Origin of the sequence: Bacillus sp. MHSD_36 (assembly GCF_030757775.1) — a bacterium.
GTDB lineage: Bacteria > Bacillota > Bacilli > Bacillales > Bacillaceae_G > Bacillus_A.
Genome location: NZ_JAVBIS010000001.1, coordinates 391,658 through 414,513, shown reverse-complemented (window position 1 = coordinate 414,513; position 22,856 = coordinate 391,658). Strand labels below are relative to the sequence as shown.

Annotated in this window: 24 protein-coding genes, 1 riboswitch and 1 other annotated feature; of the genes, 8 read left to right on the top strand and 16 right to left on the bottom strand. The window is 38.4% G+C overall.

The genetic code is table 11. The features are described 5' to 3' along the window. Positions 1-162 precede the first annotated feature (162 nt). Positions 163-453 carry a DUF1292 domain-containing protein gene (locus Q9B79_RS02160; RefSeq protein ID WP_306182447.1) on the top strand — a complete coding sequence of 97 codons (291 nt, stop codon included), beginning with the start codon at positions 163-165 and terminating at the stop codon, positions 451-453. A 50-nt stretch (positions 454-503) separates the two neighbouring features. On the opposite strand, the gene Q9B79_RS02155 is transcribed toward Q9B79_RS02160, so the two are convergent. From Q9B79_RS02155 to Q9B79_RS02130, 6 genes are all read right to left on the bottom strand, one after another. Next, the gene (locus Q9B79_RS02155; RefSeq protein ID WP_306182446.1) at positions 504-1,562 is read right to left on the bottom strand and encodes a pyruvate kinase; all 1,059 of its coding nucleotides are present in this window, start codon (positions 1,560-1,562) and stop codon (positions 504-506) included. A gap of 91 nt (positions 1,563-1,653) precedes the next feature. Continuing rightward, positions 1,654-2,364: a hypothetical protein gene (locus Q9B79_RS02150; protein ID WP_306182445.1), complete on the bottom strand. Its 711-nt coding sequence runs from the start codon at positions 2,362-2,364 to the stop codon at positions 1,654-1,656. A 338-nt stretch (positions 2,365-2,702) separates the two neighbouring features. Continuing rightward, complete coding sequence (locus Q9B79_RS02145; protein WP_306182444.1) at positions 2,703-3,461, bottom strand: SDR family oxidoreductase; 759 nt, start codon at positions 3,459-3,461, stop codon at positions 2,703-2,705. 56 nt (positions 3,462-3,517) lie between these two features. Continuing rightward, the gene (locus Q9B79_RS02140; protein ID WP_306182443.1) at positions 3,518-5,176 is read right to left on the bottom strand and encodes a putative ABC transporter permease subunit; all 1,659 of its coding nucleotides are present in this window, start codon (positions 5,174-5,176) and stop codon (positions 3,518-3,520) included. Next, a complete protein-coding gene (locus tag Q9B79_RS02135) occupies positions 5,169-5,894 on the bottom strand; it encodes an ABC transporter ATP-binding protein (RefSeq protein WP_306182442.1) in 726 nt (241 codons plus the stop codon). Before Q9B79_RS02135 ends, Q9B79_RS02140 begins: the two co-directional genes overlap by 8 nt. Before the next feature lie 89 nt (positions 5,895-5,983). Continuing rightward, positions 5,984-6,178 (bottom strand): hypothetical protein, encoded by a 195-nt coding sequence (locus Q9B79_RS02130; RefSeq protein WP_306182441.1) that lies wholly within the window; start codon positions 6,176-6,178, stop codon positions 5,984-5,986. Positions 6,179-6,357: 179 nt separating this feature from the next. On the opposite strand from Q9B79_RS02130, the gene Q9B79_RS02125 reads away from it, so the two are divergent. Both Q9B79_RS02125 and Q9B79_RS02120 read left to right on the top strand, forming a co-directional pair. Next, on the top strand, positions 6,358-6,717 hold the full coding sequence (locus Q9B79_RS02125; protein ID WP_306182440.1) for a DUF3796 domain-containing protein: 360 nt from the start codon (positions 6,358-6,360) through the stop codon (positions 6,715-6,717). Continuing rightward, positions 6,705-6,908 (top strand): helix-turn-helix transcriptional regulator, encoded by a 204-nt coding sequence (locus Q9B79_RS02120; RefSeq protein WP_098521473.1) that lies wholly within the window; start codon positions 6,705-6,707, stop codon positions 6,906-6,908. The genes Q9B79_RS02125 and Q9B79_RS02120 overlap by 13 nt, the downstream gene beginning before the upstream one ends. A 160-nt stretch (positions 6,909-7,068) precedes the next feature. Here Q9B79_RS02120 and Q9B79_RS02115 read toward each other — a convergent pair whose 3' ends face one another. The 5 genes from Q9B79_RS02115 to Q9B79_RS02095 form a co-directional block, all read right to left on the bottom strand. Further along, on the bottom strand, positions 7,069-8,031 hold the full coding sequence (locus Q9B79_RS02115) for a tubby C-terminal domain-like protein (RefSeq protein ID WP_306182439.1): 963 nt from the start codon (positions 8,029-8,031) through the stop codon (positions 7,069-7,071). 70 nt (positions 8,032-8,101) lie between these two features. Then, positions 8,102-8,812, bottom strand: a complete 711-nt coding sequence (locus Q9B79_RS02110; RefSeq protein WP_306182438.1) for a YjjG family noncanonical pyrimidine nucleotidase — start codon at positions 8,810-8,812, stop codon at positions 8,102-8,104. Positions 8,813-8,858: 46 nt separating this feature from the next. Further along, positions 8,859-9,773 (bottom strand): phosphotransferase family protein, encoded by a 915-nt coding sequence (locus tag Q9B79_RS02105; RefSeq protein WP_306182437.1) that lies wholly within the window; start codon positions 9,771-9,773, stop codon positions 8,859-8,861. 114 nt (positions 9,774-9,887) lie between these two features. Further along, the gene (locus Q9B79_RS02100) at positions 9,888-10,907 is read right to left on the bottom strand and encodes a tyrosine-protein phosphatase (protein WP_306182436.1); all 1,020 of its coding nucleotides are present in this window, start codon (positions 10,905-10,907) and stop codon (positions 9,888-9,890) included. Positions 10,908-11,108: 201 nt separating this feature from the next. Beyond that, positions 11,109-11,831, bottom strand: coding sequence for a GNAT family N-acetyltransferase (locus Q9B79_RS02095; RefSeq protein ID WP_306182435.1), 723 nt, complete (start codon positions 11,829-11,831; stop codon positions 11,109-11,111). A gap of 123 nt (positions 11,832-11,954) precedes the next feature. Between Q9B79_RS02095 and Q9B79_RS02090 the strand changes: the two genes are divergently transcribed. Together Q9B79_RS02090 and Q9B79_RS02085 are read left to right on the top strand one after the other, a co-directional pair. After that, on the top strand, positions 11,955-12,794 hold the full coding sequence (locus tag Q9B79_RS02090; protein ID WP_306182434.1) for a DUF2785 domain-containing protein: 840 nt from the start codon (positions 11,955-11,957) through the stop codon (positions 12,792-12,794). Positions 12,795-12,812: 18 nt separating this feature from the next. After that, complete coding sequence (locus Q9B79_RS02085) at positions 12,813-13,271, top strand: NUDIX hydrolase (protein ID WP_306182433.1); 459 nt, start codon at positions 12,813-12,815, stop codon at positions 13,269-13,271. On the opposite strand, the gene Q9B79_RS02080 is transcribed toward Q9B79_RS02085, so the two are convergent. Next, positions 13,268-14,266 (bottom strand): tryptophan--tRNA ligase, encoded by a 999-nt coding sequence (locus Q9B79_RS02080; RefSeq protein WP_306182432.1) that lies wholly within the window; start codon positions 14,264-14,266, stop codon positions 13,268-13,270. The genes Q9B79_RS02085 and Q9B79_RS02080 overlap by 4 nt on opposite strands. A gap of 195 nt (positions 14,267-14,461) precedes the next feature. Further along, positions 14,462-14,667, bottom strand: a binding site (T-box leader). A gap of 152 nt (positions 14,668-14,819) precedes the next feature. On the opposite strand from Q9B79_RS02080, the gene Q9B79_RS02075 reads away from it, so the two are divergent. Next, positions 14,820-15,131 carry a hypothetical protein gene (locus Q9B79_RS02075; RefSeq protein ID WP_306182431.1) on the top strand — a complete coding sequence of 104 codons (312 nt, stop codon included), beginning with the start codon at positions 14,820-14,822 and terminating at the stop codon, positions 15,129-15,131. A gap of 67 nt (positions 15,132-15,198) precedes the next feature. On the opposite strand, the gene Q9B79_RS02070 is transcribed toward Q9B79_RS02075, so the two are convergent. Beyond that, positions 15,199-16,320, bottom strand: coding sequence for an AI-2E family transporter (locus tag Q9B79_RS02070; protein ID WP_306182430.1), 1,122 nt, complete (start codon positions 16,318-16,320; stop codon positions 15,199-15,201). Between the two features lie 63 nt (positions 16,321-16,383). Continuing rightward, positions 16,384-16,632, bottom strand: coding sequence for a GlsB/YeaQ/YmgE family stress response membrane protein (locus Q9B79_RS02065; RefSeq protein ID WP_306182429.1), 249 nt, complete (start codon positions 16,630-16,632; stop codon positions 16,384-16,386). Between the two features lie 136 nt (positions 16,633-16,768). On the opposite strand from Q9B79_RS02065, the gene Q9B79_RS02060 reads away from it, so the two are divergent. Both Q9B79_RS02060 and Q9B79_RS02055 read left to right on the top strand, forming a co-directional pair. After that, complete coding sequence (locus tag Q9B79_RS02060) at positions 16,769-17,239, top strand: GNAT family N-acetyltransferase (RefSeq protein ID WP_306182428.1); 471 nt, start codon at positions 16,769-16,771, stop codon at positions 17,237-17,239. Between the two features lie 29 nt (positions 17,240-17,268). Further along, positions 17,269-17,412: riboswitch (cyclic di-AMP (ydaO/yuaA leader) on the top strand. Positions 17,413-17,509: 97 nt separating this feature from the next. After that, positions 17,510-17,653 carry a hypothetical protein gene (locus tag Q9B79_RS02055; RefSeq protein WP_167498212.1) on the top strand — a complete coding sequence of 48 codons (144 nt, stop codon included), beginning with the start codon at positions 17,510-17,512 and terminating at the stop codon, positions 17,651-17,653. Positions 17,654-17,724: 71 nt separating this feature from the next. On the opposite strand, the gene Q9B79_RS02050 is transcribed toward Q9B79_RS02055, so the two are convergent. Further along, a complete protein-coding gene (locus tag Q9B79_RS02050) occupies positions 17,725-20,238 on the bottom strand; it encodes a BC_3345 family exosporium-associated protein (RefSeq protein WP_306182427.1) in 2,514 nt (837 codons plus the stop codon). 23 nt (positions 20,239-20,261) lie between these two features. Continuing rightward, positions 20,262-22,769 (bottom strand): collagen-like protein, encoded by a 2,508-nt coding sequence (locus tag Q9B79_RS02045; RefSeq protein WP_306182426.1) that lies wholly within the window; start codon positions 22,767-22,769, stop codon positions 20,262-20,264. Positions 22,770-22,856: the final 87 nt, after the last annotated feature.

Genomic DNA, 22,856 nt, shown 5'->3' with positions numbered 1-22,856 from the left:
ATGTCCATAGCACGCAAAAAATAATCCTCCTGAAAGCTGGATACGCATACTAAAGAAGTAGAATTTGATTTTTTCTATGTATGAAATTGATTTTCCATGGAAAACTATATTAGTATGTATGCAGTTTAAACGCTCTATTTATTAGAGCTGGACAGGAGGAGAATGAATATGTCTGATATTGAAGTTGGCGAAGTGTTTACTCTTAGTGATGAAAATAACGAAGAGCAAGAAGTAGAAGTACTTGGAGCGATGGATGTCGAAGGCGCAGAATATATTGCAGTGGCCTTCGTAGAAGACATTCAAACAGAAACTGAGGAAGACATTGATATCTTCTTTTTAAAAGTAGAAGAAGATAATGAGTTTTCATACATTGAAAATGATGAAGAGTTTGATAAAGTATCTGCTGCGTTTGAAAAGATTTTGGATGAGCAAGAGCAAGAAGAACAAGAATAATAGGAATGAAACACTCGAGGACGGATGCATATCCGCCCTCTTTTTATTTATCATGCATCCAAAGACTTATGTAGCAATTCCAGTACATCTTTCATCACAAAAGGACCATCTTTCTTCACATGCTCAGCGAATTCAGAAACGAGACGTAATGTTTTTACACTTTCAACCGGGTGCTCGCCGGATGCACTTTCAGCAGAAAGCATAACAGCATTTGTCCCATCTAGTACAGCCTGAAACACATCAGTCACCTCAGCCCTTGTTGGAATAGAATGATCTACCATAGATTGAAGCATTTGTGTCGCTGTAATAACATATGTATTCGTTCGATTACATTCCTGAATCATCATTTTCTGCAAGAGCGGAATAAATTGATACGGCAACTCTACTCCTAAATCGCCCCTTGCAATCATAATTCCATCTGCTTCTTTACATATGTCTTGAAAATTCTCGATTGCTTCCATCGTTTCTATTTTAGCAATTATATTAGGTGACGTTTCTTTATATTGTTGTATATAATCTCGTATTTCTTTTATATGACTAGGTTTTCGTACGAAAGAACATGCGATATAATCAACATCTTCTTCTAAAAGAAACTGAATATCTTTTTTATCTTTCTCCGTAATAGCTGGTAAATGAACGATTGCTCCTGGTAAGTTCACCCCTTTATGAGAGGAGATATTACCACCTGTTTTCACCTTTGTTTCTATTTTGTCCGTACTTACCCTCTCAACGATTAACTCAACTTCCCCATCATTAATTAAAATTCTACTTCCAACTTTCACATCATTCGCAATTCCTTCATAATCAACACTTGCTTCTTCATTGCTCCCTGTAACTGGTTGCGTATGTAAAAGAAAAGAATCTCCCGCCTGAAGTGTAATTTGTTCTCCGTTTATTTCACCTAATCTTATTTTAGGTCCTTGTACATCGCCTAAAATTTTTATAGAATCATCTAACGATTTGACTAAACGAATGATATCTTTATGACTTTCATGCGTGCCATGTGATAAATTCAATCTTACTATTTTCATGCCATTGTTTATTAACTGCGCTAACGTTTCTTTATTATTACTTGCTGGCCCAATTGTACAAACTCGATCGATTGTCATATTTATCACTATCCTTTTTTCATTAGGATTCCCATAAACTTTCATTACACTCTCAACATAAAAAAGCCTACTCACAAGTAGGCTTTTAAAACTACGAAAGTTTCGTTAATAACTGATTTAAATCTTTTTTCGTTTTCGTCGTTAATGACTTCATTTTAGTAATATCTATTTTTTCTTTCTCCGCTCCTACAATTAACGGATACATACTTTGTCCGATTGTTTTAGATTCAGCTGGGTGAGATGCTTCTAACTCTTTCTCGATTACATCCCACTTTTCATTAATTTGTTTTCCAAGTTTATTTACTGTTTCTAATTTAGGGTTTGCAGCTAATTGCTTGTCTAAGCTTTCAATTAATGCAGCAACTTCTTTTACATTTGTTTTCACGGCTACGCTTTTCTTCGGATCTTTCGTTGTTTTTCCGTTTGAGTTTGTACTTGTACTTTGATCTGTCGTTTTTCCGCTAGTCGTTTGGTCATTCGTTTTTCCTGTCGTCTCTTTTTCTTTTGTTTTCACATTCTCATTTTGAGATGATGTTTTACCGTTACTTTCTGTTCCTGATGATTCTTTCGTATTTTTTGCATCTTTATCTGTTTTTTCATTTGAAGAAGTATTTGTTTCTTTGTCAGTATCTTTCGTTGTTTTTGACGTTTCATCTGCACTTGTCGTTTTTGCTTCTCCTTCATTTTGCGCTGTTACTTGCTCTTTCTTTTCTTTCTCTTTATCTGCTGAAGGACTACAAGCTGCCATAGTAAGCATTGTACCAATTGTTATCGATGCGATAGCGATCTTTTTCATTTTCATATAAATCCCCCTATGTTTACGTAATTTATCCTCCCCTTTACGATTCGATTTCCCCGTAAAAAATTCCTTTTCATACGAATTATCATTTTTCCGACAGTAATCTTCATAATAATACGTACAAAAACTGATAAATCAATTCGAATATTCGAGTTTCTTCTACTTCATTTTTCTTCTCTCTAGCAAAAGAAAAAGAGTATATTGTCACATGAAGAATTACAATCTTCATATGACGATATACTCTTCTATCAAATTTTTATCTTTCTTGACATTTTATTTATACAAAAAAAGAAAATTTTCTTTCGTTTTTTTGTTTCTCAACAATTGTTAACATAATATATTTATGAGTAACCACCATTCGAATGAATAACTTGCCCCGTAATCCATTTTGCTTCTTCACTTACTAAAAAAGAAATTACGTGTGCTGCATCTACCGGTTCTCCTACTTTACCTTGCGGGAACTTCCACACTAAATGATGCTTTAGCTCCTCTGTAATCCAACCTGTATTCGTTGGTCCTGGATCAACAGCATTCACTGTAATCCCCTTCTCCATCGCAACAGGTGCTACTGATTTTGTAAATGCTTCAATGGCTCCTTTCGTCGCTACGTATGCTAGTTCATCAGGCATTGGTCCTAATGACTGGCCTGAAGTAAGATTTATAATACTTCCACTCGTCTTGCTTGCATAATGTTTTATAAATAATGAACTTAATAACATAGTAGCCCGAACATTTACCGTATAATGTTTATCCAGCTGTTCTACATCTAATTCCTCAACTCTCGTATGAGTAGAATAGGCTGCATTATTAATTAAAATAGATGGATCGCCTAACCGTTCTGATACCATATAAAACAAACGATTTGGTGAATACGACTGCGATAAATTGATTTCTGCCATTTCACATCGAACACCTAAACTTTCAATCTTCTCTTTCAACAAAAAGGGTTCTTTGTCATGCATTCCCCACGGCATCGCTTTATCATACTGAGACCAGTACGTGAAAAAAATGTCTATCCCCTTTTGAGCAAGCACCTTGCATACAGCTGCACCAATTCCATTCAGACGAGTTGCCCCTGTTACAATTGCTATTTTCTTCACCTTTTCTCCTCCATCTATGGATAAATCCTCTGCACGAATACAGAGGATTTATCTTTTTATTCAATATTTGACAATATACGTTCTGCACCTAATTTTAACATTTTAATAAAAATATAATTTACAATCGTAAACACTACAAATAAAACGATAAACATAATCCACAGCCCTACTTGAAGGAAGAAGTATAGTACACTTACTCCCGCTACAAGAACTAAAGCTATGAAAATATTAGCTAAAAAATTCCACAATGTTGTATAGCGACTCTTAAATAATTTCTGCTCTGTATCCCAATGTATATCTGCAGTTTGTGCATCCCAGCGCGTACCAATTAAATTAATTAACAGTAACCCGTTCGCACTTAGTAAAAACCACAGTAACATGAACACAGGCGAAATCCCCGCTACAACTGCCATCGTAATACCAAATACTGCTAAAATAATCACATTAATTAACCAAGCAGTAATCGCTTTTGCAAAAAAGATATCCGAAGCTTTTACAGGTAAATAACGATTCACAAACCAGGAACTTCCATCACGTGAAAATGATGTTGTTGCGATGACGTTACTTCCCATTAAAAATAGCGATGCACAAAGGCCCACACCAATTGCAAGACCTGCTGATTTTGGGTTATCAATATACCCTGTAATCCACTCTAAATTTCCATCTTGCACGAATAAAACGAAGAATAACATAATCGGCATAACGAAAGTTTGTACAATGCAATTTAAGAAAAATTGTGGTGTACGGAATAACGTTTTAAACTCCTTTTTCACATACGCTTTTAAATGTGAACTTTGTACCGTTGATTTCTGTAAACCTTCTGCTGAAATGACTTCTTTTTTTGCTGTACTCGTTGAAAGTCCAATAACCCCTTTTAAATATGTACGCTCTGCAATGTAATAAAACAACACAAAAAATACAAATGAAATAAGTGCAAAAATGATTACGTATAAAGGGCCCTTCCAATTTGCATTTTCTACTAATGCCACTGCTCCAAAATATGTAGTTGGAAAATAATTTGTCATTTGTACTAAAAGTGAAGATTGGTTGCTCGCAAGATAATTCGTAAGTGCATCTTCAGAAAACGAACTTTTATTTTTCCACTGTAAAAATACATTAATTCCTACAATAAATAGTATACTTACGATTCCAATAAATATATTACCTCGATCTTTGTTTTTCGCTATATTTGTATACCTCATAATAACTGTCATCAATAATGAAGCTAATACTAATGGCACAATCGGGAAGAGTAAGTAAATAAAAATCATGTATATGTAATAGGTAATAAATGCGCTACTTTTTAACCCGTACGTAATAAAGATTGGTAATAAAATGAATGAACTCATTACGTATTGTGTAATCAATACTGTTAAGAATTTTGCCGAAATAATCTGGGCTGGTTTCAATGGTAACGGCAATAACATTTCAATGTCATTACTATAGTAAAATACAGTTAAAATGTTCGTTATACTCATTAAAAATACCCATATACTCGCAATCGCAAGTCCCATTGCGATAATCATTCCTGGGTCTTGCCCTAAATGTTTCATCCCTTCATACATTCCGTGCGTCATCGAACCAAATATTAAAAAGCCGACAAATAAAATAGCTGCAAATGAAAATACATACGCCCATCGCTTCTTCTTATCTGTTATAAAATCTGCATAATTTAATTTTAATAATACTTTCGTTAACGTCCAAATTTTACTCATTGCCCGTCATCTCCAAGAACATTTTTTCAAGTGATTCATTGGATTTAAAATGATCTCTCATTTCATCTAAATTCCCTTTGAACTGCAAATTCCCCTTATTAATAATCGCGACGCGGTCACATAATTTTTCTGCCACTTCTAATACGTGTGTAGAGAAAAATACAATCTTTCCTTTATCCGCATGCTCTCTCATCATTTCTTTTAAAATATAGGCAGATTTCGGATCAAGCCCTGTTAACGGTTCATCTAAAATCCAAACATCTGGCTCATGCACGAGCACACCAATAATAACGATTTTTTGTCTCATACCGTGTGAGTAACTTTGAATTTGATCCGATAGCGCATTATAAAGATCAAATTTCTTCGCTAAAGACTCAATTCGTTCTTGTCGTACTTCTTTCGGCACTTCATACATATCTGCAATAAAGTTTAAATATTCAATTCCCTTTAATCGTAAAAACATATCTGGACTATCTGGAACATAACCAAACGTCTTCTTCGCTTCCATCGGATTTTTCGTAATATCTATACCGTTAATCGTAATCGTCCCTTTGTCCACCCCATGAATACCAGTAATCATCTTAATTGTCGTTGATTTACCAGCACCATTCGGCCCTAAAAATCCAAAAATTTCTCCGCTAGGCACAGATAAACTTAAATCTTTTACTGCATAGGTAGATCCATTATAACTTTTTGACACATTCGTAATTTCAATCATTCCATCCAATCCTTTCCTTAATTACCAAATAACTATATTAACATTATAGCATACTTCCATTTTTAGATTTTTGTATTTTTTCAGTTTTTTTAACCTTTAAAATAAATATACAAACCTAATCCAACGATTAAAATGACAGCTAGTATAATATAAATCATCGTAAGCCTTCTAATATTCCCCTTTGTCGCTTTACTATAATTTGCATCACCATTTCGCCCAATTAACACCGTCGCCACTACAGTAATGACTACAAGTAATACAACGATCATGATCCAAGTTAGCATTCCTTCCTCCCCCTCCTTACAACCATTTTACAATATTATCCTCTTTATTTCGCAGTATATTTCCTCTTTTTACTATTATTATGAAAAGAATTGGAAAACTATTATTACTATATATTTCCATACGTGATATATTTATAACATAACGTGATTTATTTCTAATATCACAAGGAGAATCTATCATGAAAACAACTTGGATAAAATATTTAGGGTTTCTCGGTTTCTTCGGTTTCCTCGGCTTTTTTTATGAAAACGGATTGTTTACTATGTTTTGTTTCTTCTCCTTTTTCACATCGTATAGAACGGTTCAACACGATGAACTATTTGAACAAATCGTCAATAAATCGTGCCGCAACGCCTTTATCGTTACATTACTAACTACCGCTATCATTCTGTTTATTGAAATGTTATTTCCAAACCCGGTACTACAAGAGATTGATATCGCTCTTATTTTCAGTACACTCATCCTTACATTCGGCTTCTCTATGTTCTTTTACGATAAACCTGTTGATGAAATGGAAGATGCACCATGGCGTTCGTAACGAAAATAAAAGAATACCGCGCCAAGTTGAACATGACACAAGAAGATTTAGCAAAAGCTGTTGGCGTACGCCGTGAAACGATTAGCCACCTTGAAAAAGGAAAATACAATCCTTCCTTGCAGCTTGCTCACGATATAGCGAAGGCACTTCATAGTACGATTGATGAGGTTTTTATTTTTGAGGATGAATAAAGTGAAACTTTATTCAGTGGGGGTTTTCTTCCCCCCCACTGATTATCAGCTCTCACCAATCGGACTTTTATGGGCAGCCCGACCCCCACCTAACTTCTTTGCTTTCGCTGCATTTTTAGGTGGGGGTCTTACTGCCCATTAAAGTGGTATTTTTCGTTTATCACCCATACAAAACTGCATGAAATACGCCTAACAGTAAGTATTGATCCTCTATATAACCCTCATCATATACATTCATCTCAATATCATACATATCTTCCTCAAGACGAATATTCCAATCTGCGATTACATAGCCGTTTCGTAATAACTTTCCAAGTCCAATTGGAGTTTTGTGAACAACATATTCTTCTCTCTTATATGTAAAGGTAAATAAGAAATTTGCATCTAATAACTTTCCGTCACAAATAAGTATTTCATGCTCTGCATCATTATGATCGATATACGTTACTAAAATCCTTCTTTGACGCTGCCTACTTACATCCTTTGCAATGACACGAATATTATCCTTACTATCCTTTATTTCATAAATAATGTTACTACCGACTTTCGGAATAAAGTCTAGCACTTTCATTAACGTATTTTTATAATAGCCCCGTACTGCGCCTACTCTTTCGCTTTCATTATAAACCTCTATCGACGTCGTATCAGCTTTACTATCACACAGTCGTTTGTAAGAAAGCTGCATCATTCGCTCTCCTCTTAAATACTGATCAAACGTAACAGGATATTCTATCGCGCGCAGTTCCTTATTTAGCCCATTCAAATATCGCCCAACGCTTTCTACTAATGCTGTAGTGGATATACGCTCTTGCAGTTCAAATTGTTGCCAACTGGAAAAAACTCTCCACTGATCTTCCTCTTCATATACGAATCCGAGAATTACTTCCTCACGATCACCCGTTTCATAATTCAACTGTTCGTTCTGCCCATGTTGCACTTGTTCCATCCACTGACCTAAATAGATACCGAGCTCTGCGACCTTTATGCATGACTGCTGGAAAAATACGCTGTCACTCGCGCGAATTGTTAAATCCCCTTCAATAAAGCCATTTGCATAAGCCGCATACCGTGACTCATCCTTTTGTGGAATATTTTTGTCTAACTCAAATGAAAACGTTAACATTCTTTACTCACCTCTTGTTGTTACACAGCTCTTTCCTATATTGACTGTAACTGAACATATATCAATACACTTAAAATGAAGCTACTTTTTCTTTAGTCACTTCCACAATTTCTAAAATTTGTAGCAAACTCTCCACTTCATAAGTAGGCTTAACACCCGCCCTATTTTCTTTCAAACTCGGATTATACCAACACGTATCAATGCCGTAATCTTCTCCGCCTTTCATATCAGAAGTAAGCGAATCTCCAACCATTAATACACTTGATTTATCCGTAATCCCAAACTTTTCAAACGCATAATCAAAAATCTCACGTGCTGGTTTTTGATGACCAACCTCTTCTGAAATAATAATACGATCAAAGAAATGACATAAAGGCGAATTTCCAATTCTAGATTGTTGTACCTTCGTATATCCATTCGTAATAATACCTAACTTGCAATCTTGTAGTTTCTCACATAATTGCACTGCACCTTCTATAAGGTGTACTTCTTTCCCTAAGTTTTCAAGGTATACATCACTAAATTGCTGTGCATCTACTTTTATATTATGAAGGGCAAATAATTGTCTAAATCGATCTACCGCTAATTCACTTAGGGTAATCATTTTATTTTCTAAATCTCTCCATAATCCATTACTAATCTCTTTATAACTTGCAAGATAATCATTATACCCTGTAGGCATCCCGAACTGTACAAACGCGTTATGTAATGCGTTTCTTTCCGTTTCAGGAAAATCTAATAATGTATCGTCTACGTCGAATAATATAACTTTGTATTTCATGATGTTCTTTCTCCTCAATTCTATTTCAAAAATTCATTCCCATAGCTTATAAACTTTTATATATTTCGTGATGGATTGCTTTAACCCGCTCTTTATAGAATACACCTTTATCTTCTATTTTCAAATGTGCTATAAATAAGTTTGCCAGCATGACCGCTGTATCTAACCTATAAAATAAACTAACAATATGAGGAGTAGCGTTAAAGATACTATCATTCTTATATCCATCTTTAAATTCATCCCAACTAATCTCATTTGTTTCAGCTATTCTCATAAGCTCCAGTAATGGGTGACCAATTAGAGCGTTATCCCAATCAACTATCGCTTTAACTTCTCCATTATATCCAATTAAATTGGCTGGTCGAATGTCCATATGTAGTAAACTCTTTTCATGATCTGCTGTACTAAGAATATGTTCAATTGTTTTCGTATCTGGAAGTTTCATTCCACAGTTCGTGATTGTATGAAACCCTTCTACCCGTTTCACAATTCGTTCTGCTATATACTTACTAATGGGCTCTCTAATGTTTTGTCCGTAATGTAAACCATCAATTGGCATACTATGAAGCTTACTAACTAACTCGCCTATTTTGTACGCAGAAATTGGCATATGATCCGTACACACACAATCCGAAATTAAAAAATCAAGTTCGGTAGAAAGATGCAATCCGTGTATCTTTGGCACTGGAATACCTTTTGAATAACAAAACTCTGAGAGCTCTGCTTCCTTTTCCAATGAAATCCGACTACTAAATAAATCTTCATTTATATTTTCTACTTCTCTCTCCCACGGCACTCGAAAAGCTAAAGCTCCCTTTTCTGAATCTCCCCGAAAAACAATATTTTGCACTCCTGTTCCAATCACCTTTAAATTCTGAACAGCCAGTTCCTTATAATCTTGACTTAGTATTGTTACTAGCTTCTCTTTTAACCCCTCTGCTTTTACACGTGTATGAATCATTTTATCCCCCGATTCTTAATTTCTTTTCATCCCCAGTGCACAACAATCTTCATAAACAAAATTATAACAACAATAAGAAAAGGAGGCTAATCCAATTAACCTCCTGACTTCTTATTAATCCTCTAACAATAACTCTTTCATTTCCTCTAACGACTCTTTCGTAAAGCCAAGTGCTTTTTCAGCATACGCTTCAACTGATCCGTATTGCTTTTTCACTTCATCAATCGCAGCTTGTAAATATTCAGCGCGCGCTTCAAACATTGCGCCTAATATCGCTCTACTTTCATCGTTTTGTAATTTTGCACCTAAAAAGGCCATCATTTTTTCATTTAACTTTTCACGGAAACCATTACTTAGTAAGTAGTCTTCCATTACTGTTTTTTCTGGTACACCTAGTAAAAGTAATAATAATGCTGATCCAAATCCTGTACGGTCTTTTCCAGCTGTACAATGGTTTACTAACGGTAAGTTTTCCGGGTTTTGCGCTAAGTTTAAGAAACTCACGAATGCCTCATTACCACTTACGAAATCTTGATTCATTTTCACAAGGTACTCACCTGGTTTCCCTAACATAGAAAGGTCACCAACTTGGAAAAATTCATTTATGTTTAGGTCTTTCGCTAAGTCTTGCATAACTGGTAAGCACACTTGACGAGCGCCTGTAATTTCTGGGTTTGGCTTATGCTTTACCTCAAAGTCTGTACGGTAGTCACAAATTAACTTTAAGCCAGACTTTTGTAAATAGTCGATATCCCACTCTGTTAGTCCTGCTAATTCTTCAGAACGGTACAACTTGCCCCATTTTACTTTAAGGCCATCTGTCGTTTCATATCCTCCCATATCACGGAAGTTAAACGCGCCCTGTAATGGTAATCTACGCTCAGCTACTGTCACTGCTTGTCCATTACTTCCTACTAGTCTAAAATATGGACGCTCATTTTCACTCGGATTTACAAGTGTACATGATGATTCTCCATTTACCGTTGCAAGTAATTCTCCATTTTCTTCAATATGATTTGGTGAAGTACTCCAGTAAATGCGAACTTCTTCTATATTATTTTCCCACTTTATTTGTAACGTATTGTCTGCATTTCTTTCTACAGTTGCTTGTAACCCATTTCTTTGCTGCTCCATTCTTTCACCAACGCTTTCTCATATAATCGAATCTTTCTTTATTGTATTATAGAAATATCCATTTTGTCGTTCTCATTTTTCTTTTTATCTTACAAATAGGCAAAAAGTTCTTTTACTTGTTCATAAGTTGTACATGGATTGTTTTAACACAAATAGTCCCCTCCCGCTATACGAGTTCAAGAGAGTACATCATTCCCCCTCCTAACCCCCCCTCACATATCGCTCAGTACAACTCAGCAGCTGACATCCATTCTTTTCAAAAACATCCTTCATCCACTCATTTTGTACATTTGTCTCGCCAATATAATAAGATGCACCTATTTCTTTTAAGACGAACATTGCTCCTGTGAAGAATGCTGCTTCGTATCCTTTATTTCGCATATTTGGAGCGACTGCGAAATACATGAGTTTTCCTTCTTCTAACGTACCCCTTTCAATATAAGGGATTACAATTCCTATCGGCTGTTCACCTACACTCGCGGTTAAACAATGTTCTTTCCATTGCTCCCCAATTTCTTGTAGCATCATATTTACAAATTGATCATAAGTGACTTGCTCTTCCGTCATTTCATTCCAAAGAGAATAAAATGTATCTTCTCCTACTTCATCAATCGGCTTAAAATCAATTTCACTTTCTACATCTTCTACTTCATATATATCCTTAAACACAATCATGTTTTCAGTAATATATTCAAATGAATACGTTTCAAAACATTTTCTATACACATCATAATTTGGGCTTTTTGACGAAATCTCAAAATGTAAGTTTTCTATTCCCTCTTTTTCAGCTTCAGCAACGCAGTATTGCATCATTTCCTTTAATTGCTCTTCTGTAAAAGGCTCTGCATTATTTTCTTTTATCATGATAGAAGAAGCATTTCTTCTTATTTTAAAATGTTTTTCTAACTGTTCTATAGTCATCATATACTTCCCTCATCTATGTCATACTCGAATTTCTATTTGTTCTCCTTGCATGAGCAGGATTGTCCTTGAATATATAGAATACTAGAAAACATCGCATCTTTAAAGTGCGGAGGAGGTTCTCCATTGGATATTACAGAGCTGCAACAACAGTTAGAGCTTATACAACAAAATGACTATACGCAACTGCAACATATAGATATAAATGAGTTAACACTCAACATGCTTCAATATATCGGAACGACTGATAGTTACGTTCGTTACCAACTTATATATAAATGTTTTGCACATTTCATTCATCATGAATTCCTTATGGATGATCAGCTGAAATTACTTTTACAAACTTGTTTAAGTGATGAGTATTTATATTGTGACATTTACTCCCCACATACAGATGGGGTTTTCACACGTTCTTATACTGTTTCGTTAATTGCGTTAATACTCCAATTTGCTAACTCGCACTACTTTTTTACAGAGGAGGATATCGAAGACATAAAAAACAAACTCATTACATACACAAACTTAGAAACAGATTTCCGAGGCTATATTGAAAATAAAGGATGGGCTCATTGTCTTGCCCACGTATCTGATGCCTTTACTGAAATTGTTCACAATTCCTATACGACTTTTGAATGGTACGAAGAATTAATTCATTGTTTATTAAATAAACTTTTCATTCCATCTGACCTTTTTCATAACAATGAAGATGAACGAATTGTTACGCCGTTACTATCGATGCTATATCATGACTTCCCGCAAGATGATTTAATTTCAATTATTCATAAAAAAATAAAAAGGCTTCCTCAAATTAGAAAACGCCTTTCGCTAAATGAATATTGTATTTTATGTGCCAACATTAAAACCTTTTTACGCACATTATTTTTCAGATCGAAAGATGACCATAACTTAGCCTTTACTGCACGTAAAACAGAAAGAATGTTAAAAGAACTTCCTAACTATTATTAACATATAAGGAGAACAAATATGGGTTATATTGAAGACATGAGAAATTTAGTAGGAAATCATCCACTTATTTTAATAGGTTCACACGCCATTATATTAAATGAGAAAAATGAAATATTACTACAACTCCGTACAGATTTTAACCGCTGGGGCATTATTGGAGGCGCCTTAGAATATAACGAAATGTTAGAAGAAGCTTTAAAACGAGAAGTATATGAAGAAACTGGACTTATCATTAAAAATCCAAAACTATTCCGTACATACTCAGGACCTGATTTCTTTCAAATCTATCCAAACGGCGATCAAGTACACGGTGTACTCGTTGTTTATATTTGCCGCGAATTCAACGGTGAACTTGTATGCAACCAAACGGAATCGAAAGAACTACGCTTTTTTCCACTTGATGAGTTACCTAGTAATCTTCCTTCTGTTATTGAGAGGATTGTTACCGATTACCGAAAAAAACAAGGGAACGCTTAACGTTCCCTTTCAAATCCAATCCGTTTTTTAATTTCCTCTAAATTTACTTTCGCGATTTCTCTTGCCCGTTCAGCACCTCTTTCCAATGCTTCATATAATAAACTTGGTTCATTCATATACATAGCGTATTTCTCACGAGGTCCAGCTAATTCACGGTCTACAACGCGAAACAACTCTTTTTTCACATCGCCCCATCCAATGCCAGCTTCATATTTTTCACGCATCGACTGCCTTTCATCTTCCGTCGCAAATTCTTTATATATTGTATATAACGTTTCTAGTTTTTTCGGTTCATTCGGAAGTGAGGAGTCTGTTTTAATTTTAAAGATTAACTTTCGTAGCTTTTCTTGTTCTGCAAATAACGGGATCACATTCCCGTAACTTTTACTCATTTTTCTTCCATCAAGTCCAGGTAATATGGCACCTTCTTCTTGTATGACATACTGTGGAAGTGTAAATATCGTACCGAATGTATGATTAAAATACGTCGCAATATCACGAGCAATTTCAATATGTTGAATTTGGTCTTTCCCGACTGGTACATGAGTAGCTTGAAATAATAATATGTCAGCTGCCATCAAAATTGGATACGTATATAATCCCATATTCACTCCTGCATCGACCTCTAACCCCGCCTCTTTATTTTGCTCCACCTTCGCCTTATACGCATGGGCACGATTCATAAGCCCTTTCGGAGTTAGGCAAGCTAATATCCAAGCTAGTTCTAGAATCTCCGGCACTTCTGTTTGCCTGTAAAAAACAACCTCTTCACCAAGTCCGAGTGATAACCAAGTAGCTGCTACCTCTTTCGTATAGCTACTGAACTTCTCTGGATCATGCACAGCATTTAACGCATGATAATCAGCGATAAAATACAATGCTTTTCCTTCATTCTTCTTTGACATTTGCAACGCAGGTTTAATCGCACCAATATAATTTCCTAAATGCGGATAACCTGTCGGCTTAATCCCTGTTAACATTATTTTTCCATCCATCCTAACTCCTCCTTTCTCAAAATAAAGTGAAACTTTAATCAGTGGGGATTTTCTTCATCCCCCACTGATTATTAGTTGAACCAATCGGACTTTTATGGGCAGTTGATCCCCCACCTAACTTCTTTGCTTTCGCTGCATTTTGAGGTGGGGGTCTTACTGCCCATTAAAGCGGGATAAAAAGAGCCCCTCATCCTTAAAAAGGACGAGAGACTCCCGCGGTACCACCTTAATTAGCTATTGTTAGCTCACTTCAACTTCTTAACGTGAAACAACCGTCTTTACCTACTCATTTCAGTTAGAAGCTCCAGAGCCCATTCCATATTCATCCCTTACTGATTCCCACCACATATCAGCTCTCTGAAAAGTTTCGAATATGTACTCTTCTCTTTCATCGCTTTTCTTTATTTTTTACAGTTTATCACATTTTCCCCTCACCCAAAACTAAATATTCAAACTTTTTAACATTTTAATAATAATCATTACCAATTTATTCCGCACAATATATAATCAATATATACAGAAGCGATTTGTAATACAAAAAAGAGGTGATGTCATGAGTTGGTTTACTAAAAAGAACGATGAAAAAATTGATGAGTTTAAAAACGATGATACAACGCAAGGTGATACTTTAGGAGTAATTATACATTTCACACCTGTCGCTATATATGTATACACTTGCGATGAGTACATAGAAACGTTTGAAGGTGCGCTCACTTTTGAAAATGAGAACGGAAATCAAGTAGAAATCGGGGGTACTTTTATTTCTCTTGAAGTAGATGCTAATTTTCGCATGGACGATTTAATATTTGATTACAAACTAAAAGAAAGCAATCTACCTATTGTTGAATTAAAAGCCTACGCATGAGGTCAATTTGTCTACTATAGAAAGAGTAAAAGAGCTAAAACAGTCTTACCTGTTTTAGCTCTTTTTTTCACGTATTCAACTTAACAAATCGATAACCGTGCGTAACTAACACTTTTAATATCGCATACCCTGGAATCGCTAAAATAATCCCCATAATTCCAAATAGATTTCCGGCAGTTAAAATAATAAAAATGATAGTAATCGGGTGAATATCTAGCTTTTTCCCCATGACTTGCGGAGAAATAAACTTACCTTCTGCTAATTGTACGACCATCATAACGACGATTACTTTTAAAACCATTCCTGGCGAATCAATAAATGCAATAATTAAAGCTGGTGTAATTGCAATGATTGGGCCTACGTACGGAACGATATTTACAATCATCGCTAAAATAGCGAGTAGTACCGCATATTTAATACCGATAATAAGGTAACCAATTAATAGCATAATACCGATAAATAAGCTAACGATAATTTGTCCTCTAATATACGAGCTAATCGCATAGTGCATATCATCTAGTATTCTCATTGCTGCTGGCTGTCTTTGTTCTGAAATAAACTTTAAAAAGTGATTCGGTAATTGCTCACCATCTTTTAAAAGGTAGAACAATATAAATGGAACCATTACAAATGTTAAAACGACCTCTGTAATAGTACTTAAAAATCCAGTTACATTTCCTGTTACTGATGATAACGACTTCGTAAAATCAACTGTATAGTCTTTTACCATACTCGCTACATCGATATTTAAATTCTCCTGGATTTTGCTTAGTAAATTACTTTCCCCAAATCTACGTGCTGCTCGTTCAATTTCATGACCGAAATACGGTAAGTTATCTATTAATGCATCAATTTGATCTTTAATAATAGGAATAACTGTCAAGACTAAAAATACAAATAATCCTATTACTATTAAATATATAGAAGCTATCGATACGATTCTTGATACACCTTTCTTTTCGAGAAGCGAAACGAATGGATGCAAAATGTAAAATAGTACACCCGCTAATAATACGGGGAAGAAAATTGTCTTTAAAAAGACGATAAACGGTGTAAAAACAAATGATATTTTTGTTAGTAATAAAATATTAATGAACAATAGTGCAAACCCAAGTAGCACTGCTAAATAATTGTGTTCTCTAAAAAACTTTTTCAACTTATCTCTTTTTCTTATATTTAATTTCTCCAACGAAACCACCTCTTCGAAAGATGAAAAGCCCTTATTCAGGGCTTTTCATCATAATCTATATCTCTATTTCTTTGCAGCTTTCACTACAAATGATACAATAAAAATTAACACAATTGCCCCTAATAATGCTGGCACAACATGAATCCCACCAAAAGATGGCCCAAAAGATCCAAATAATTTACTGCCTAACGAAGCACCTAATAAACCTGTAATAATATTTCCAAACATACCACCCGGAAAATTTTTACCCGTTATAGAACCTGCAATTGCACCTATAATAGCACCAACTATTAATGTGATAATCCATCCCATCTTTAGCCCTCCATTTCTATTATGGTGTATTTCTTTTTCATACTAAATTGTTATGTAACTATTATAATTATTATATCCAAAAAAGAAAAATCTTGTCAAATCTATGAAAATAAAGTCTACAAGGAGGTTTTACCCTATGATTCAAAAATTAATAACAACTTCTCACAACACCGCTACTTCTATTTTAAACATTCAAATACCCGCTTATGAAATCGAGGCAAAATATATAAATAGTACGGCTATCCCTCGCCTTTATGATACTGTAGCCGATATTCAATCCTGTGATGAAATGTTTTACGGCTATTTTTATGAAGATACACTTGCTGGGTTTATTTCTTTTAAAGTAGATGAAGAGGAAGTTGATATTCATCGTTTAGTAGTATCCCCTGATCATTTTCATAAAAGAATTGCAACAAAACTACTACTATATGTATTTGACATGTTCTCCCCTTCCCAAACATATATTGTACAAACAGGGAAAGAAAATACCCCTGCTCTGTCTTTATATAAAAAACATGGCTTTGTTGAAGTAAAGGATATCATATTACCTGATGGAGTGATTTTGACCTCGCTCGAAAAATCAGAAAAAACCAAACAATTTGACTAATCGATTTATTCATGTTATCTTTTACTTTATAAAACCTTTTGCTGAGTCCAAAATTTGGAGCGGGGGAACCATTTTTGTAGCTATGCTACTTGGGGCGAATCTTATTTAAAGTAGGGAAACTCTCACTTCCCGAGTCCGACAGCTAACCCCGTAAGCGTAATGGGAGAGGAAGGTGCTTTTTGCCTATGTTACACAGTGTGCCTCCTTAATTATAAATATGGGAACGATACCAAATAGTCACCTATATTTATAGAAAAGGAGATATGTATAATGTTACGTTTATCTGATCACGCAATAAAAATGATGGAGCAAAAACTTCGACTAGAGCAACATCGCACATATCAAGCAAATAAAGTTGTAGATAACTTACATCACAAATACTTCTTTCAACATATTTTTCAACCGAAAAGATAAAGAAATGGTTCATTTAACAGCAAAAACACAAGGTGTGTCTAAAAAGACACACCTTGTGTTTTTTATTTTTCCTATAAAATTCTCACTACATTTAAACTTGCTGTAATCGCGCCCGCTATAGTCGTTACATGCCCTACACCTAATGGACCATTTTGTAATACTAACGTTGAATTAGCACTCGTTACATTTACGAGGAGCGTATTTGAAATGGCTGGTTCGATTACTACAGTTGATGTCGTTACATTTTGTATAAAACTCCCTGTTAGTTGTGTTCCATTTAATAGCAATCTAACAGATACTGTCTCATTCCCGCCATTCGCGTCCCCTTGGAAATAATAACTTACTAAATATATTCCTGGCGTCGACACTGTGACAGTTGTAGCACTAGTTAATGATACACCAGTTCCATATACAGTAGATCCTGAATTAATTGGAATGTCGGCATTTGCTGCAATTGTACTTGTTGAGGTAGAAAAGAAATATCCACCACCTGTCGATAGAGCAGATGATCCCGTTGCTCCTGTTAAGCCGGTTGGGCCCGTAGCACCTGTTGGGCCTGTTACTCCCGTTGCCCCTGTTGATCCGGTTATTCCTTGTATGCCTTGTGTTCCTGTCGGTCCTGTTGCACCAGTCGCTCCCGTCGCTCCGGTTGCTCCGGTTGCTCCCGTCACACCTTGTGGGCCTTGGATTCCTTGGATTCCTTGTGGGCCTGTTATTCCAGTAACTCCGGTTGCTCCCGTCGGACCCGTTATCCCCTGTGGACCTTGGATTCCTTGCACGCCTTGTGGACCGGTTGCTCCCGTCGCTCCGGTTGCTCCTGTTGCTCCTGTTACGCCTTGTGGTCCTTGAATTCCTTGTGGACCTTGAGGACCCGTCACTCCCGTCAAACCTGTTGCTCCAGTCGCACCGGTTGGACCCGTCGAACCTGTTATTCCTTGTATCCCTTGAGGTCCAGTTGGGCCCGTTGGACCAATCGGACCTTGGATTCCTTGCAGACCTTGAATTCCCTGTGGACCGGTTGGGCCTTGTAGACCTTGTATCCCTTGTATTCCTTGTGGTCCTGTTGCCCCTGTTGGACCGGTTGGACCCTCTGGACCTTGCACTCCTTGGATTCCAGTCGCTCCGGTTGGACCTATATTTCCTTGAGGTCCCTGTATTCCTTGAATTCCTTGCGGGCCGGTTGCACCAGTTATCCCGCTCGGCCCTTGTACGCCTTGCACTCCTTGTGGACCGGTTGGGCCAATTGGACCTTGAATTCCTTGAATTCCTTGTAATCCAGTTGGGCCGGTTGCTCCCATTACTCCTTGCTCACCTTGTATTCCTTGGATACCTTGCGGGCCTGTTGGACCGATTGGACCTTGTGCCCCTTGCACCCCTTGAGGACCTGCCTGCCCCGTTGCTCCTATCGGTCCCTGCACTCCTTGTAAACCTTGTAGACCGGTTGGGCCTGTTACTCCCATTATGCCTTGAGGTCCTTGAATACCTTGATCACCCGTCGGACCGGTTGCCCCCATTGGTCCCTGCACTCCTTGCAAACCCGTTAAACCTGTTGCTCCTGTTGCTCCCTGTACTCCTTGCACTCCTTGAATTCCAGTCGCTCCCGTTGCTCCTGTCGCTCCCGTTGCACCAGTTGCTCCCGTCGGACCTGTTGGACCTCCTGGTGATCCTGCTGGACCGGTTGGACCGGTCGGACCTCCTGGCGGACCTGTTGGGCCAGTTGCTCCTGTTGGACCTGTTGCAGATCCCGTTGCACCAGTTACTCCGGTTGGGCCAGTCGAGCCTGTTGGACCTGGATCCCCTTGCAAGCCTGTTGGGCCGGTTGGTCCTATTACACCTTGCACTCCTTGAATTCCTTGAGATCCGGTTGGACCGGTTAGCCCCATCTCACCTTGTGGACCTTGTAAACCTTGGACGCCAGTTGCTCCTGTTGGTCCCATTGGTCCTTGTTCTCCTTGTATTCCTTGTGAACCTGTTGGACCGGTTGGACCAATCGGACCTTGAATACCTTGTATCCCTGTTACCCCTTGTAAACCACTACTCCCTAAATTCCCTTGAACACCTTGTATACCCGTATTTCCTGTCGGGCCGGTCGGACCGATTTCACCTTGCACTCCTTGTATACCTTGTATTCCTGTTGGACCGGTTGGACCAATTTCACCTTGCATACCTTGTATACCTTGTATTCCTGTTAGACCTGTTTCTCCCATTGGACCAGGTATACCTTGTATACCTTGTATTCCAGTTGGGCCAGTCGGACCTCGTTCGCCTTGAATACCTTGAACACCTTGTATTCCTTGCGGACCTTGTTCTCCCATCGGTCCTTGGCTACCTTGAGACCCTTGTGGTCCTGTTAAACCGATTGGACCGGTTGGACCAATTTCTCCCTGTACCCCTTGCACTCCTTGAATTCCTGTTGGACCAGTTGGACCGATTGGACCTTGTACGCCCTGTATTCCTTGCGGGCCAGTCGGTCCACCTAAAGAACCTGTCGGACCCGTTGGACCAGTCGGTCCCGTAATACCTGACGCCGGAAAAGGAATAGGTGCTTGAAACTTACTACACTTATCTTGATCCCTCACAAGCATCTCCCCCCGTTATAACTAACGTATCAAACTATTTTTAATACATTTAAACTAGCTGTTATCACACCAGATAATGTCGTTACATGCCCAATAGCTAATGGGCCATTTTGTAAAGATAAAGTAGCATTTGAAGAAGCAACATTTATGACCATCGTATTAGAAATCGCTGGTTCTAATACAAAAGTACCTCCTGTAACATAAAAAATAAAACTCCCTGCGACTTGTGTTCCATTTAAAGTAAGCCTCACTGAAATCGTTTCATTTCCACCAGTTGGATCACCTTGAAAGTAATAACTTACTAAATATATTCCTGGCGTACTTAACGTTATCGTTGTTGCACTTGTTAAACTAATTCCTGCTCCAAAAATTGTAGAACCGGAATTGATTGGTATTAGTGCATTCGCTGCAATTGCACTCGTTGAAGTAGAAAAGAAATAACCGCCCCCGCTAGGTAAACCAGTCGCTCCAGTCGCTCCCGCTATTCCCAAGAAACCTATTGAACCTGCACTACCAGTGGCTCCGGTAGGTCCCACAGCTCCAATAGGTCCTTGACTACCTTGCGCTCCGGCCGGTCCTATACTTCCGCTAACTCCTGTCATCCCTATTACACCAGCCTGCCCCTGCAAGCCCTGACTACCTTGAATACCTTGTATTCCTTGTGGACCCGTTGCTCCTGTATTTCCGGTCGGTCCCGTTATCCCTTGTAGCCCTATAGTTCCTTGTACTCCTTGAACACCTTGTAATCCAGTCGCTCCGGTTGCTCCCGTCGCTCCTGTGTCTCCGGTTTCACCAATAATTCCAATGTTTCCTTGAGGACCTTGAGGACCTTGAGGACCTTGCGCACCTTGCACTCCTTGAGGACCTGTTATCCCGTTTTCTCCTAGATTCCCTTGGGGACCTCTAACTCCTTGCGCACCTGTCGGACCTGTTATTCCTTGTATGCCTTGCATACCTTGAGAGCCTTGTGCTCCTGTTGGGCCTACTATACCTTGTATCCCTTGAGGTCCTTGCAAACCAATAGCTCCAGTCGGCCCTATTATTCCTTGCACTCCTTGAGGACCTTGTGCACCTTGAGGACCTGTCAATCCCGTTATCCCTTGTATCCCTTGAACTCCTTGTATTCCTTGCACTCCAGCTGCCCCTGTTTCTCCTTGGATCCCTTGTGCACCTTGTATGCCTTGTGCTCCTGCTGGACCGGTTGCCCCTTGGATTCCTTGTGCACCTTGAGCTCCTGCCGCTCCTGTTGGACCTGTGGGACCTATTATTCCTTGTAACCCTTGCACTCCTTGTGCTCCCGTTGGACCAGTTATTCCTTGTATTCCTTGCACACCTTTAGGACCTTCTGCACCCGTTGGACCGATTTCTCCTTGCGGGCCTTGTATGCCTATTGGACCTTCTGCACCGGTTGCTCCTGTTATTCCTTGAAAGCCTTGGGGCCCCTGTGCTCCTTGAAAGCCAACTGCTCCAACTACACCTTGAGCTCCTTGCGCTCCTCTTACACCTTGAGGACCAGTTGGACCAGTTATTCCTTGTAACCCTTGTGCTCCTATCGCACCAGTTCCCCCTGTTACACCCCGCGCACCAGTTTCGCCCGTTGGACCTGTTGGCCCCCCAGGTGGACCGGGTGGACCAGCCGGACCAGTCACTCCACTAGATGGACCAATTGGACCGGTTATTCCAGTAGGTCCACCAGGCGGACCTACTGGACCTTGTGTACCGGTAGGACCGGTTGCTCCTGTTATCCCTCGTATTCCTTTTGCTCCTTGAAAACCTGTGGATCCGTTTATTCCTTGTATTCCTTGAATACCTGATGGACCTTGAGGACCTATTACACCTGTTATTCCCTTTATTCCGCTTATACCTTGAGGGCCTTGTGGACCAGTAGAACCAGTTGGGCCTACTACACCTTGTATTCCCTGATTACCTTGGGGTCCTTCCTCTCCAGTAATTCCTTGTATTCCTTGTGGACCTTCTCCTCCTTGTATACCTGTAGTTCCGTCCTCCCCTTGTATTCCTTGCGCTCCTTGGGAACCTTGGGGACCTGTTACACCTGTAATACCAGCTTCCCCTATCACACCTTGCATTCCTTGTGCTCCCGTTTGTCCTCGCTCACCTATCTCTCCTTGTATTCCCTGTGGACCTTGTATACCTTGACTACCAGTAGGGCCTGTAATTCCTTGTATTCCTTCTAATCCTTGTACTCCAATATCACCCGTTGAACCTTGGTTTCCAATTAATCCTTGAGGCCCTTGCAAGCCAACTGGACCTGTTACTCCTTGCTCACCCGTATCGCCAATTGCTCCTTGTATTCCTTGAGCACCAGTTGTTCCCGGGTTCCCTTGTACTCCTTGTATACCTTGTGGACCTTGGGGACCAGTTGCTCCAGTAGGGCCAGTCACCCCAGTAGGCCCAACCGGACCTTCATGCCCTCCTGTAGGTCCAATTGGTCCACTGTTACCAGTAGGGCCTGTTGCTCCTATAAGTGGAAGAGGCAGTGCCACTCCAAATTTTTTGCAATTTTTATGATGACGCACAACAATCCTCCTCCCCCAAATAATTACACCTTTTATATAAAATGCATTTTTATAATAAGAGTACGCATTTAACCTCATTTTTTAAAA